The following is a 13,041-nucleotide window of genomic DNA, read 5'->3' as shown; positions in this document are numbered from 1 at the left end:
ATGGAGAGAGCAGGAGGCTACGTGGCGCGGAAAGATTTTGATCCGGCGCAGATGTCGGCGAGGGATTTTTATCAGTTGTTGACTTCGGTGGTTGTTCCGAGACCGATTGCCTGGGTGTCAACTACATCGGCAGAGGGGGTGGACAATCTTGCGCCGCACTCTTTTTACACCGTAGCGTCCGTTGACCCGCCGGTTATTCAGTTCACTTCAGTGGGTGAGAAGGACTCGTTGCGCAATATCCAGGCCCTGGGTGAGTTCGTCGTTAATCTCACCCCGGCGTTTCTGTTTGAGGAGGTCAGTGCAACAGGGACTGACTTTCCGGCGGCTACGAGCGAGTTCGATGCAGTGGGGCTGCCCCGGGAATTGAGCACCATGGTGCGTCCTCCACGGGTAAAGGATTCGCCCGTGGCACTGGAGTGCCAATTGCATAGCACCCTAGAGCTGGGTAACTGCACCCTCGTGTTTGGCAGGGTCGTCTACGCAGTCGTATCTACAAGCGTGCTCGACGGTGACCATCCGCAGATCGACCTCTTGGAACCCCTGTCACGGTTGGGAGGTAATGAGTGGGGGACACTGGGTCCGATTCAGGAGCTCCGCCGCATCCGAGCCAAGGACTGGCCCGGGCACTTCGGCGCCCCCGGCCAGGGCGAGTGATCGTGGATCAGCATGGACGCTTAAATCGCCACATCGCCACATCGCCACATCACCGCGGGCTCCGGCGCTGTGCCTCGAAACGTTCTCCCCCAGCCATTCTCAAACGCCGATAATTGATATTCTGTAAAGCTGCTCGAGTTCACCAAGTTGAGCACAGGTCAAGGGCAAGGGCTCAAGCCAGGTCCTCCAGTGCGGGGTGCTAATCACCTCGGTAGGCCATCGCAGGCTCCTCGGGAGCTGGAGGACTAACGTCAACAGTGGGCGCGGGCGTTCACTGCAGAAGGCGTTCGAGAGCTCCGCCTGCCATGCCTGGGTGCCCCACCGGGATAAATATCGCGACTGCAGGGCCTATTAGGGCGGCTTTCTTACTTGTTCATTGATCCCATGTAATTGCTGATTTTCTCTTGCTCGAGACGCGTTATGAGACCGAACTTGCGGTAAAGCGTGACGACGAGATCAGTCTGGTCGGTGCACTTATCCATAAACCGCACCATCTTCACTGCGTCGGAGGGCCGGACTTCCGATACTTTGAAGGAAGCGGAGGCGGTGGCCGACACCGGCCCGATGGCCTGTACCCGAAACGTGAATGTCTGGTCGGGCATTTCACGCCGAAGCCGCTGACTAATGTCTGGCACGCGACTCAAAAGAGCCCGGAACGACGAGGCTTCATCATCCGATAGTCCGGCACCATCATCTTGGGTACGTGCGGCCAACTCGACAATGACGGAGGGCCGATATGGATTGAGCACCCGCTGTTCCCATAGTCTTTTCAGTTGCCGCCACTTGTGGCGAATCTTGGCCACTCTGGCCAACACGACCGACGCTGCCCCCGCCAGAAACTCCCAATGATCCTGCACCCAGAGCAAGACTTCAAAAAACTCTGGACCACCAGACGTCGCACCGCGACCTGCATAAAAGCAACGGCGGCAAGAAAAACCAAATTCCGTCAAGTATTGCTCGATGAGATCCATCACATGGTCACCGACCGCCTTCCCGTCATAAACAGCAGGCCCCTGAAGGAACGCGGTGAAGTCGACACCGATAAAGTTGATGGGAGATTTCGGGTCCACCGGGAACATCATGACTTGACTATAACTACAAAACCGCTAGGGACACTGCGGTATCCGGCTTGATAAACGTGTTGGCATCGGGCGGCGGCGATTGTTGGCATGAACGCGAGCAGGGCATTCAGGAATTCATTCCGTATAAGTCACTTTCACACGAGTCATAGTCAGGCCACCTTTGGTCTGGCTACAAGTGCACTCGTATCGTTTCCCTTTGGAGCCGGCCAGAATGATTCTTGCGGCCTGTGTGTCGTCCAGCTCAACCTCGAGGACATGAAGTTGATCTTGCCCTTCGCCGTAACCAAGGCTAATACGCCATTTGACATACCTTACCGCCGCGTCTTGGTCGGTGAACCCAGATGTTTGCCTACGACGTCTGGTGCGGGTGAGGAGCTGGTCAAGGGCTGCCCCCACTATTACCGGAATGGTCTCATCGGCGATGCTGCTGGCGACCTGAAGGATGATTTCGAGTCCACCCCCGGAAGCGCCCCAATTCACCTCCGTGCTTCGCTCCTTCAAAACATAGTTCTGGATGGGCGCCTTGTTGGCCGTCTCACGGAGGTGCTGCCGGATTTCGCCGGGGTACCAGCCCTGAGCAGGGAGGTCGTAGAAGACGGCTTCGGTGTCGTCTACGTCGCGCTCTGGTGTTGACGGAACTAGTCTTACGACCAAGCTGTCGTAGTAGTCGGTTTGTGGGGCAAATCCGTGTTCTCGCGCGTCGGCGTTAGCGGTATTCATGTGGTCATTATTTCCAAAGACGCCCACGCTTCTCCAAGGTAAGCCGTCGGTGGCATGAGGAACTACTCAAACTTTTCGTCAGGGTGAAGTAGCTTAGGGTGTCAACGTGGTTCGGTAATACTTCGGAATCCCGATGCCCGACCTCCCTATTAACGACGATGATTGAGGACCAGATGGGCTTGCGGGAAAAGTGGGCAGAACAGGAACAAGAACGTCAGGCCGCTAATCAGCAGCGCGCTCGAGTACGTGAAGCAGAACGGGCCAAGGAAGCGTACAGAAACAGTCCCTTGGGCATGGCGGAGAGTGCATACAAAAATGGAGACGAGTTCTTCCAGGTCGAGATGGAAGTAAGCTCCCTGGCGGGATCGCACTCGTCATTCGGTTCCTCCGAGAATGTACTAGTCCAGGCATCCTCCACTGCTGTTACGTTGGGGCAGATCGAAGCCGTTGGCTGGCATCTCGAGCACACTGGTTACGTCTTCGTAGAAACGGGGTCAACGTCCACTAACCGTGTGCTGGCAACCGGGCAGGGTGTAGTCACCAGAGGACATGTCGCCGGGATTTACCTATTCAGACGTACGGGGCAGTAGAAGCTCAGAGTCACCGCCGCTGACGGATGGTTATGATGCCGGCGACGGCCGAAGGCCGTGGAAGTGGCGAAACTCCGGCCAAATAGCGGTTGGCCGAAGTTCCGGAGTCAACTCTGCGGGGCGAACCTTGAGATTGTCTGGGAACTAGACCGTCATCGGGCCATGTCATGTCGGAACGGCCGACGGGAGAAGGTCTTGGGCCGGGGGAGTAGACGGGGTCATTCCAGTGTGGCGTGGCGGAGGTACTGATAGACCGTTTCCCTGCTGATGCCGTAGTCACGGGCGAGGACGACTTTCGGGATGCCGCTGCCGGCGCGCTGGACCAGTTCGGCGGCACGTTCCGGTGTTAGGGTCTTTTTCCGTCCCCTGTAGGCGCCGCGCTGCTGAGCCAGAGCGATACCTTCGCGCTGGCGTTCCCTGATCAGGGACCGTTCGAATTCAGCGAAGGCGCCCATGACCGACAGCATGAGGTTGGCCATGGGGGAGTCCTCACCGGTGAACACGAGCTGTTCTTTGAGGAACTCCACCCGCACTCCACGCCGGGTGAGGCCCTGAACCAGGGCACGTAGATCATCCAGATTCCTGGCGAGCCTGTCCATGCTGTGCACGACTACGGCGTCACCCTCGCGGACAAAGCGGAGCAGCTCGGTGAGCTGCGGCCGTGTCATGTCCTTGCCGGAGGCCTTGTCCGTGAAGACCCGGTCCAGGACCTGGCCTTCGAGCTGTCGCAGCTCGTTCTGATCGACCGTGCTTACCCGTACGTATCCGATGCGCTGACCATTCACGGCGGCCTCCCGTTCGTCGGTATGTGTCAACGAGTGTCGGCGCGTGCCCGGGACACGTCAAGACCCGCCGCGCCGGGAACCGGTGCTAAGTCAAAGGGGCGGGAGTGGTATCCATGCCGGGAGCAACCTCCCAGTGTGCTGTAGGTTGCTCACTGGTCAGAAAACAAGCGACAGATTGCAGAAACGAGGACCACCAACAGTTGCTGCCGATTACGACGAAGTCCGTTCCGAAGTCAAGGAATCCCAGGAACGCTCCCTGGAGGCCCTGAAGTCCGCCAGCGCCCCGGACGCCCGCAGCGTCGTCACCGAACTCGACGAAGGGCTGACCCCGGGCGGGGAAATCGTCTCCGAGGAACTCATCGTCCAGGTCGTCCCGCAGGCCGCGGACGAGTTCACCTGCTCGTCCTGCTTCCTGGTCCGGCACCGGTCCCAGCTCGTACGCGAACGCAACGGCCAGTCCTACTGCATCGAGTGCCAAGGCTGACCGCCCAAAACACGCCGTAGGCTGCGCGATGTGGGGCAGGCAGATAGGCCGCAAATGATGCATCTGATGCAGTACGCAGGGTTCAGCTTTACATAACGCCGGTTATCGGCGTCATATCGGCGGGAGTAGACATAAACGAGTGGGCTAGTCGGTCCCACCGACTTCTCCCAGAGGCTGGTCAAATCTGCCGGGCTAGCATAAATGCCGTATCCGCATTGCACCGCTCATGACCGTGCAGGTACACGTGGGTGTCCGCTAAGTGGCTTTCGGATCCCGGGTGCATCACGATTGGTCGAGTGACTCATGAACCTTTCAAATCCTCCGCCGAAGCGCCCGGGTTGCAGCAGGACCCGGAACTACTGATTGGCCTGTTGATCTCACCGCCGCTCATGGAGGTACTGGGTGGGGACTTCCCCTCCGCGGTGCAGGAAGCCCTCATGTGGCAGCACCCGCGGGCCGGGGTGCGCTGGGCTGTGACGTCGGCTGAAGACAGGCTTGGGGATCCCACTGCTGAAACCTTGGACCTGCTGGATGCCGCCCGGGAGCGGATGCTCAGCAAGGAGTGGGACCTGGCCGTTGTGCTGACCGAGATACCACTGAAAGATGGCCGGCGCCCAGTGCTCACCCAGCTCAGCCCGCTGCATGGTGTGGGGCTGGTCGCCGTCCCCGCCCTCGGAGCCAGGCACCCGCGGCGCAAAGCGCAGGAAGTCACCGTGCAGGTGGTCGGGCAGTTATTGGGCTACGACGCGGACGATGCTCACGGCCAGCAAACCCTCGCCGTAAAAGCCCGCCAATTATCGACCGACGTGGAAGAGCGCCCGGACGATAACTCCGTGCAATTCACTGCCCGGGTGGTCACCGGAAATATACGTTTGCTGCTTGGCATGATCCGGGCAAACCGCCCCTGGGCATTCATCGTCAGGCTGTCGCGGGCCCTGGTCGTGGCGGCCGCTACCGGTGTACTGACGCTGGTGGCTTCGGACCTGTGGCTATTGGCGACGGCATACGGGCCAGGCCGTTTAATGCTGCTGGCTGTCATGGCCATCGTTACCGTGAGCGCAACGGTCATCCTGGGAGGCGGACTGTGGGAACGCCCGAGGTCCCGGTCTGAGCGTGAGCAGGTCACCTTATTTAACATGGCCACGTCAGGGACTGTGATGATCGGCGTCTGGTGTTCTTTGTGGCCCTTTTCCTGCTGTCCCTTCTTGGAGCATTCCTCCTCATCGACCAAGGAGTGCTTGCTGCGGTCGTAGGGCATCAAGTGAACGCGGTCGATTACGTGAAGATCAGCTGGCTCACCGCCAGCCTCGCCACCGTTGGAGGAGCTTTAGGTGCAGGACTCGAAGACGACGATGTAGTCCGGGCCGCCGCCTACACCCGATCCAACGCCTAACAACCGGAATCCTCGAAGCAGCGCACCTAGGATGAGAACCGGCCGGGAAATCGGAGCTCGCCGGCGGGTTAACGGTTTGGCGCCTTTGCCGACCCGCGCTCCGGCGCATGGAAGGGCGGTTCGTTGTGGGGTATGTCTATTTGGCGTTGGCAATCGCCGTGGAGGTTCTGGGCACCAGCCTGCTCAAATCCACGGAAGGATTCACCAAGCTGTGGCCGAGCGTCTTGTGCCTGGCCTCCTACGGGGTGGCCTTCGCCCTGTTGTCGCAGGTGGTCAAGAGTGTCCCGGTGGGGGTCGCCTACGCGCTGTGGTCGGGCCTGGGAACCGTCGCCATCGTGGCGATCGGCGCCATGTTCCTTGGGGAGGAACTGACGCTGACGAAAGTCCTCGGCATCGCCCTGGTGGTGGCCGGCGTCGTGGTCCTCAACGTCGGCGGAGCACACTGACGGGCAGCCGGAAGGCCGCGCGGGTCCCGTGAACGGTGCCCGCGCGGCCCACGCTTCAATGGCCGGGTCAGTGCGCTCCGAGGGTGACAGCGATTTCGTTGGGAACGACGTCGAGTTCCGCGGAGGCAGTGATCTTGCCGCTGGTGAGATCAACCGAGTGCACGGTGTTTGCCGCGGGTTCAGTGACGTAGGCAGTATCGCCGTTGACGGTGATGGCTGGGTGGGCGTCCTGCCACTCGGCGGGACCTTCCCACGCCTTGATCACAGGGAATTCGTTGACGATCTTGCCGGTGGCAGGGTCCAGGACGTGGATGGACCCGTCTGTGGAGAGGATGTAAGCCAGGTCGCCGGGGCCCCGGGCAATGTCCCGGAAGGTGTACTGCACGCTCTCGGGGAGTTTGACCACATTGTAGGTGTGCTTTTCGGTGTCGATGAGGGCTACGGAATTCAGCAGGTAGCCCTCGGCGTCGGGATCGTTCTTGTAGTCGCCCACCACGATGGGGCTGGTCTCCGAAACAAACGCGTTGCCCATGCGGCCGTACGTGTCCGGTGCGGTGAACTTCTCGAACTTGCCGTGATGGAAAAGGAGTGCGCCGTCCTCGCAGCCGAAGATCACCGCTTCGCCTGCGGCGGTCCCCTCGCCGTGGATGCCCGGGCATTCCTTGCTCTCCGCGACCTTGTCCCAGTGACCATCATGGGCTTCAAGGGCCACCGCTCCGTTGCGGGAGGTCTTGTCTCCCACGGTGGTCAGGAGTTTACCGTCCTCCAGGACGATGGAGACGCCGTGATGAGCCGATTCGGCGGTGTAGGTTTCCGCCTCCGGCAGTGCGCCGTCGATGCCCGCGAGGTCATCGGTCTTCAGGATGGTGGTGGTGCCCGTTCCGTCATCGAACAGGACCGTGTTGCCCGCGTGCCGGACCACATGCCCTGCGGCCGTTGCATCGACCACGAGGTCGGTGAGCTTGGGTTCAACCGTGTCCAGCAACTGGAAGCCGGCCTTGGTGGTGACGAAGACGTGCCGGCCGTCGCCTGCCGCATTGAGCCGGGTGAACTCTTCGGAATCGAACTTCTGCACGACGTCCAGGGTTTTTCCGTCCAGGACACTGATGCCTCCGGCGTAGGAAACGGCGATCCGTCCGTGCTCGTCAGCCGAAGTCGTGGCGGCGGTGTCGGGAGCTGCGGCCGTGCCGGCCGGGGTGGCCTGGCCAGTGGCGCATGCGGAGACCAGGAGGGTGATGCCGGCGATGGCGGCGATGCCTCCCAGCCGGGAGGTTCGTTGGCGGAGCATGTGGTGGTTCCTCATTTTCTCTTGGGTTGCGGGTGCAACGCGGTGTAAGTGGTCAGGGTGCGAGCCCCTGGACGATGCGGTCCGTGTTGGCGCGCATCATCTCCAGGTACGTTGGCGCTCCGCCGTCGGGGCGGGTCAGTGATTCGGTGAAGAGCTCGCGGACCTGAACGTTGATCCCGGCCTCGCTGGCGAGGACCTGGACCAGCCGGTCAGGCTGGGAGGACTCCGCGAAAATCGTCGGCACTGCCGCGGAGTTGATCGCCTGGCTCAAGTGGCGGAGGTCAGCGGCGCTGGGGGCCGCGAGTGTTGTCCCGCCGGGAATGACCGCGCCGATGACCCGGAAGTCATACCGCTCCGCGAGGTAGCCAAAGACGTGGTGGTTGGTGACCAGGGCCCGGTGTTCCTGGGGCAGGGCGGCGAAGGCGGCTGCCATATCGGCATCCAGTTGGGTCAACCGGTCCCGGTAGGCGGCCGCACTGGCGGCCAGCTTTCCGGCGTCGATTCCGTCGATGGTCCGTGCGGCGGCTTCGAGCGCATTCACGACGTCGATCATGGCTGCCGGGTCCGTCCAAAAGTGCGGGTCCGGCGCCCCTTCCGCCTCTCCTGAACTGTAGGGGACAACGTCGACGACGTCACCGGCCACCAGCATGGGAGCACCGGCTGCCGATGCCCGGTCCAGGTGCTGCTGGAGCCCTTCTTCCAGGCCGAGGCCGTTGGAGACCACCAGGTCTGCGGAGCCCAGGAGGGCAGCTTCCTGGGCAGAAATTTCGAATGAATGCGGATCGGCGTCGGGCTGCATGAGCGTTGTCACGGTTGCCTGGTCACCAAGGACCTGGCGGGTAACGTCACCGAGGATATTGGTGGTGACCACGATCTGTGGTTCCTGTGACGCAGCCGGCGCTGAGCACCCCGGCACCATCAGCGCCACCGCCGCTGCCAGGACCAGCAGCACCGCGCGCCTCATCGGCCGGTCTCCGTGAGGTGGACCGGCCGGGTGGGCAGCTGGAGGGTGCGGGCCACCCGCGCGTTGTCGGCGTAGTCGATCTCATACACCACGCCTTCCGCGGGCGCGTTGACGTAGGCGCGCTGGCCGTCGACGGCGAGTTCGACCTTCGCGGCCGAGGCAGGGTCGGCCAGGGTGCGAGGCAGCAGGGGTTCTGTCGTGGCGATGCGCTTTTTGGTGCCTTCGTCATAGACCTGGACAGTGCCGTCGTCGCCAACGACGACGACGTGCCCGTCAGAATCGTCGACGGCGGCGGCGGCAAGTACCGGGGTGGGGGTTGGCAGCCAGTCCCACGCCCGCTGGCGGGTGTCCAGCAGCCATACCCCGGAATCGGTCCCGGTCCCGGCCACGGTGGGCCGGCCCTTCCGCCCGTTGAACGTGGTTGCCGGTGCTGCGGCACCCGCGGGGTAGGGGACGTGCTCAAGAACGGGCGTATCGCCGTCGTCCGTGGCAATTACCGCGCCATCAGCGCAGCCGATGACAAGGCCCACCCGGGTGGTGATGGTGCCCGAAGCGCGGGGACAATCAATTGATGCCTTCTCGCTGGCTCCTGCGTCGATGGCCCGCAACCGCGTAGCCACGCCGCTCCCGTCCGGTTCAGTGACCACCGCGCCGTCCCCCAGTGGGGCGATGATGCCGGCGTGCGGTCCGACGTCCAGGCGGAGGGCCTCGGAGATGACGCCGTCAGAGAGGGCGGAGTTGTCGAGCAGGACGGCGGTGCCGGAGGACGGGAAGAACACGCCCGTGGTCCCGGCCGTTGAGAGCATTCCCGTGGCCACGGTCGCCGTCCCTTCGCCGGGGATCCTGCCGATCGTCCTGGGCTCGGCACGGTAGTAGTGGAAGTGGTCCTTGTGGTCCCACGTCCACACGCCGGTGTCGAGGACGTCCACCCCGGAGGCATTTGCTGCGAAAATGTACCGCCCGTCTGTGGTGACGTTGACCGGCGCTGCCACCTGCCCCAGGCGGGACTCCTTGCCGCTGAGGAGGTCCAGCATGGAAGCGTTGCCGGCGGCATCGACGCCAACCAGGTGCAGTTGCGGTTCGGCCACCTCTGCCACTCCGGGAATCGCGCCGTGGCCGTCACCCGCGGTGGCGGAATCGTTCGTTGGCGGTGGTGACGCCGGCTGCTGGGCGGGTGCGTTGCTGCATCCTGCGAGGGCGATCAGAACAAGGGCGGCCAGTGCCGCCGGTGGCTTTCGGAGGTTCATTGCTGCTTTCCAGAGGGTGACGCGGAAACGGGAAGGGGTGCCGGACCCCGGGGTGTGGATGCTGCAGGCCTGCGCAGCCGAGCCGCCATGCGGGCCGCCGCGTTTGAGAGGACCGCAAGGGCAATGGCGATCGCGGCAATGGACGCCCCCGCAGCCGTGCCGGCGTACCAGGAGCACAAAAGTCCGAGGCCCACGGCTGCGGTGCCGAACGCGCAGGCCACGATCATGCGGTGGGGGATCCTGGCGGTCCACGGCGCGGCCGCGACGGCGGGAGCCAGCAGCAGGCCGACCACCAGCAACGAGCCGACAGCCTGATAGGAAGAAACGACTGCCAAAGTGACCAGACCCACCAGGGCCACCTGGGCCGCGTGGGGCCGGAGCCCCAGGGTCGCGGCAATGCGCGAATCGAAGGCGGCGGCGACGAAGCTGCGGTGCAGTGCCGCCGCGATCAGCACAGTGACGACGGCGGCAATCAGCAGGCCGGTCAGGTCACCGTCACGCATCGCCAGGATGTCGCCGAAGAGCATGGCGGTGGCGTCGGTGGCGAAAGAGCGCGAGTGCGACACGATGATCACCCCGAGGGACAGCATCGCCACGAACAGCATGCCGATGCTCGTGTCATAGGACAGCCTGCCACGGCGCTGGAGCGCGCCGATCAGCGCACTCATGACGATGGCGCTCAGGGCGCCGCCCACCACGGCCGGGGCTCCGGCGATCGTCGCAAGGGCGACCCCGGGCAGCATGCCGTGGCCTATCGCCTCGCCGAGGAACGCCATTCCCCGGATCACCACCCAGGTGCCGACGACGCCGCAAATGACCGCCACGAGGGCGCCGCCGAGGAGGGCCCTGAGGAAGAAGTCAGCGGTGAAGGGGTCTGTAAGCCAGTGCACCGCATCACTCTAAACGCTATTGAGAATAATTATCAAAAGCGTTTAGAGTGGGATGTGCTTACATCCAGTCCTGCGGTCCGCGCGCAAAACATTTCCTACAGCTTTGACGGCCTTTCCGTTCTCCACAGCGTCAATCTCGAGCTGCGATGGGGCGCTGTCAGCGTCATTGCGGGGCCCAACGGCGCCGGCAAATCAACGCTTATCGAAATCCTGGCGGGCGTGCGGACGCCGCAGGCGGGGACGGTGGAACGCGTGGAGGATGTCGCGTTGGTGGTTCAACGGGTATCGACACCCGACGCGTTGCCCCTCACCGTCCAGGACGTGGTGACGATGGGTACCTGGGGTGGCCCCGGAATGACTGCATCGGAACGCCGGCGCCGCGTGGCGGAAGCCCTGGACCGCGTCCACCTCGCCCAGCTGGCCGGTTCGCCGTTCAACAGCCTTTCCGGCGGGCAACGCCAACGCGCGCTGCTGGCCCAAGGCATCGCCCGTCAAGCCCGCATCTTCCTCCTGGACGAGCCCGCAGCGGGACTCGACGCCGACAGCCGGGCGCGCACCCGCGCGATGCTCGCCGAAGAAGCGCGGCGCGGCGCGGCCGTCGCCTGCGTCAGCCACGACGACGAGTCCATCGCCGCCGCCGACTGCGTCATCACCCTCAGCGGCGGTCGGGTCCTCTCCTAGGCAACATCGCTGCTGCGGGGAGCTCAAGATTGGAGCAATTTGTTCCGTCCGTGCCCCGGAACCGTATCCGCAGGAGACCAACGGCTTCTAGGGTGTCCCTACCGGCCCTGGTGCTGAGAGCCTGGCTGGATAACGTCAAGGGGGACGTCAGATGGAACCAGGAAAGACAACAACTTCACCCGGGAACGCAGGGCAGGCCGGCGGTAGCCGGACTCCCGTCCCGACGCCACCCGCGGTACGGCTCCGGCGCGCCGCTGAACCACGACGGACGCCAGTGGGGAGAGGCCGGGAACACGAGGTGCGCCGGCTTATCCTCGACCTCGCGGCGCTCGCTGCCGCCCGCCGCCCCGGGGCTTCTGCCGCCGCACAGGCATGGGGCTGACATCACCGAGGAGCGCGGCGCTGCAGCTACTGACGTGGTTTGCGGGTCCGCGGTCCTGGGGCTGCACCAGTGTTGTCCCTGATGGGCGCGACGGCCGCCATGCTGCGGAACGCGCTAATGGCAGCCACTGCTGCAGTGCTGTCTTCGAACGGGATCGAGGTGGCTATGACATTGCCCCGTCCGTCCACCAGTTCGACCCTGAACTCCTTGTTGGGTTCGGGAACGAGTTCAAAATGACCGGCCATCGCGCGGAACCTCCTGCTCGTCTGCGGGTGAAGGGGTGCTCTTCCCGGCCTGCAGGCGGCGCCGGGACAGCTCGGCGGTGACCAGGTCCAGCAGGGCCAGTGCGGGTTCGGTGAGCTTGCCTGCGTTTCCCGGGTGCTGGACCTGTTGGCAGTGAATGAGCGCGCGGTGGATGCGGTCAAGTTCGCGGGTTGGCACATGGGGCCACCGGCGAAGCAGTTCCTGGACCGCGCTCGACCGATACACGGGGTCGCTGTAAACGTGAGCGGAAGGACCCGGTGAACGCCCACCGGCCCGTTTCGGTCCCTGTGGCGCGGGTGCAATGGCGGAAGTGACAGTCACGGGGCCTCCCTCGAACGGCTGGTGGAAGCCCCCTGCATGACTTGTTGCTCTAGATCAAAGAACGCCCCGGTCCACGTGTCAACCACCAGGCAGCCGTTTGAGCCGCAGATTAGGGGTTGAAACGGGGGTTAGGGGATTTCACCAGTCGGTACTGAAGCGCCGCGCTGGCTAAGGTTCGGTCAACCTCGTGTCCATCAGGTGCAGCAGCAGGGCTCGTGCCGGGCGGTTGGGGTTTTGGGCGAGATGGCCGCATAAAAACTCACGGACATCCGCCAGCTCCGGATCCGGATCGGACAGCACGTCATCGATGATGCGTAGGGCCTGCACCTGAACCGGATGGACGCTGGTGCGCTCCACCTCGGGATCACCTTCGATGCCACTTTTCATGACCGCCATGCCCCCTGAACCAGTGATTGGGTTCCCGGAGGAACCTCCGGGCCTGACCACTGCACGATCAATACCGGACAGTGTACGTACCCGGTGGCTCCCGACGCAGGTGTTGGGTATGTCATTGCAGGTGGTCCCTGAGCATGCAACGGCTGGCATTGCGGTGTCGGCCATGTTACGCCAGGCGTGTTTTGGGGGGAGGGCCCGACGGCGGGAGGCCGGGTTTTCGCGGGTTGGCTGCAGTGGGTGGGCCCGAAGGCTGCTGTGCGTGACGCCCGCGGTGTCAACAGTCCAGCAAGAAGAAGTCTTGACCCAATTTTTCGCGTCAACGCGGCCGTCGTCCGGCACCATGGACCCACCCGGAAGGGTAGGCGCCGGCAAGCGCGCGACCTCCGGGCGTTCGGGCCGATTCGAGCGGGGAGGGTACATGAAGTTTCAGGTAGCAGATCGGGGCAATGGACCC

Annotated in this window: 16 protein-coding genes; 6 read left to right on the top strand and 10 right to left on the bottom strand. The window is 63.4% G+C overall.

The genetic code is table 11. From position 1 onward, the window contains the following. The first annotated feature begins 21 nt into the window (after positions 1 to 21). On the top strand, positions 22 to 654 hold the full coding sequence (locus AS031_RS12140; protein ID WP_228379624.1) for a flavin reductase family protein: 633 nt from the start codon (positions 22 to 24) through the stop codon (positions 652 to 654). A gap of 365 nt (positions 655 to 1,019) precedes the next feature. On the opposite strand, the gene AS031_RS12135 is transcribed toward AS031_RS12140, so the two are convergent. The 3 genes from AS031_RS12135 to AS031_RS12120 form a co-directional block, all read right to left on the bottom strand. Further along, the gene (locus AS031_RS12135) at positions 1,020 to 1,736 is read right to left on the bottom strand and encodes a hypothetical protein (RefSeq protein ID WP_141688813.1); all 717 of its coding nucleotides are present in this window, start codon (positions 1,734 to 1,736) and stop codon (positions 1,020 to 1,022) included. Between the two features lie 114 nt (positions 1,737 to 1,850). Then, positions 1,851 to 2,456: a hypothetical protein gene (locus AS031_RS12130; protein WP_058268398.1), complete on the bottom strand. Its 606-nt coding sequence runs from the start codon at positions 2,454 to 2,456 to the stop codon at positions 1,851 to 1,853. An 808-nt stretch (positions 2,457 to 3,264) separates the two neighbouring features. Continuing rightward, positions 3,265 to 3,831, bottom strand: a complete 567-nt coding sequence (locus AS031_RS12120) for a recombinase family protein (protein ID WP_058268396.1) — start codon at positions 3,829 to 3,831, stop codon at positions 3,265 to 3,267. A gap of 175 nt (positions 3,832 to 4,006) precedes the next feature. Here AS031_RS12120 and AS031_RS12115 point away from each other — a divergent pair, with 175 nt between their 5' ends. From AS031_RS12115 to AS031_RS12105, 4 genes are all read left to right on the top strand, one after another. Next, positions 4,007 to 4,315: a DUF4193 domain-containing protein gene (locus AS031_RS12115; protein WP_058268395.1), complete on the top strand. Its 309-nt coding sequence runs from the start codon at positions 4,007 to 4,009 to the stop codon at positions 4,313 to 4,315. 296 nt (positions 4,316 to 4,611) lie between these two features. Continuing rightward, positions 4,612 to 5,568: a hypothetical protein gene (locus tag AS031_RS12110; protein WP_228379623.1), complete on the top strand. Its 957-nt coding sequence runs from the start codon at positions 4,612 to 4,614 to the stop codon at positions 5,566 to 5,568. Between the two features lie 8 nt (positions 5,569 to 5,576). Beyond that, positions 5,577 to 5,708, top strand: coding sequence for a hypothetical protein (locus AS031_RS20255; protein ID WP_257122383.1), 132 nt, complete (start codon positions 5,577 to 5,579; stop codon positions 5,706 to 5,708). Between the two features lie 107 nt (positions 5,709 to 5,815). Next, positions 5,816 to 6,154, top strand: a complete 339-nt coding sequence (locus tag AS031_RS12105; RefSeq protein WP_074446964.1) for a DMT family transporter — start codon at positions 5,816 to 5,818, stop codon at positions 6,152 to 6,154. 67 nt (positions 6,155 to 6,221) lie between these two features. Here the strand turns inward: AS031_RS12105 and aztD are convergent, their stop codons facing one another. Genes aztD through aztB form a run of 4 tightly spaced genes read right to left on the bottom strand, consistent with a single transcriptional unit; the run spans position 6,222 to position 10,543 of the window. Next, a complete protein-coding gene (gene aztD / locus AS031_RS12100; protein ID WP_058268393.1) occupies positions 6,222 to 7,457 on the bottom strand; it encodes a zinc metallochaperone AztD in 1,236 nt (411 codons plus the stop codon). 37 nt (positions 7,458 to 7,494) lie between these two features. After that, a complete protein-coding gene (aztC, locus tag AS031_RS12095) occupies positions 7,495 to 8,406 on the bottom strand; it encodes a zinc ABC transporter substrate-binding protein AztC (RefSeq protein WP_058268392.1) in 912 nt (303 codons plus the stop codon). Next, positions 8,403 to 9,653 (bottom strand): hypothetical protein, encoded by a 1,251-nt coding sequence (locus tag AS031_RS12090; protein WP_058268391.1) that lies wholly within the window; start codon positions 9,651 to 9,653, stop codon positions 8,403 to 8,405. The genes aztC and AS031_RS12090 overlap by 4 nt, the downstream gene beginning before the upstream one ends. Further along, on the bottom strand, positions 9,650 to 10,543 hold the full coding sequence (gene aztB / locus AS031_RS12085; RefSeq protein WP_058268390.1) for a zinc ABC transporter permease AztB: 894 nt from the start codon (positions 10,541 to 10,543) through the stop codon (positions 9,650 to 9,652). The genes AS031_RS12090 and aztB overlap by 4 nt, the downstream gene beginning before the upstream one ends. A gap of 54 nt (positions 10,544 to 10,597) precedes the next feature. On the opposite strand from aztB, the gene AS031_RS12080 reads away from it, so the two are divergent. Next, on the top strand, positions 10,598 to 11,224 hold the full coding sequence (locus tag AS031_RS12080) for an ATP-binding cassette domain-containing protein (protein ID WP_228379622.1): 627 nt from the start codon (positions 10,598 to 10,600) through the stop codon (positions 11,222 to 11,224). Between the two features lie 408 nt (positions 11,225 to 11,632). Here AS031_RS12080 and AS031_RS12075 read toward each other — a convergent pair whose 3' ends face one another. The 3 genes from AS031_RS12075 to AS031_RS12065 form a co-directional block, all read right to left on the bottom strand. Then, positions 11,633 to 11,851 (bottom strand): YegP family protein, encoded by a 219-nt coding sequence (locus tag AS031_RS12075; RefSeq protein WP_058268388.1) that lies wholly within the window; start codon positions 11,849 to 11,851, stop codon positions 11,633 to 11,635. Beyond that, on the bottom strand, positions 11,835 to 12,095 hold the full coding sequence (locus AS031_RS12070) for a hypothetical protein (RefSeq protein WP_141688812.1): 261 nt from the start codon (positions 12,093 to 12,095) through the stop codon (positions 11,835 to 11,837). The genes AS031_RS12075 and AS031_RS12070 overlap by 17 nt, the downstream gene beginning before the upstream one ends. Positions 12,096 to 12,359: 264 nt before the next feature. Beyond that, positions 12,360 to 12,587, bottom strand: a complete 228-nt coding sequence (locus AS031_RS12065) for a hypothetical protein (protein ID WP_058268386.1) — start codon at positions 12,585 to 12,587, stop codon at positions 12,360 to 12,362. Positions 12,588 to 13,041 lie beyond the last annotated feature (454 nt).

The organism is Pseudarthrobacter enclensis (assembly GCF_001457025.1).
GTDB lineage: Bacteria > Actinomycetota > Actinomycetes > Actinomycetales > Micrococcaceae > Arthrobacter > Arthrobacter enclensis.
Note: the sequence above shows the minus strand (reverse complement) of the source record. Positions and strands in the feature narration are given on the sequence as shown.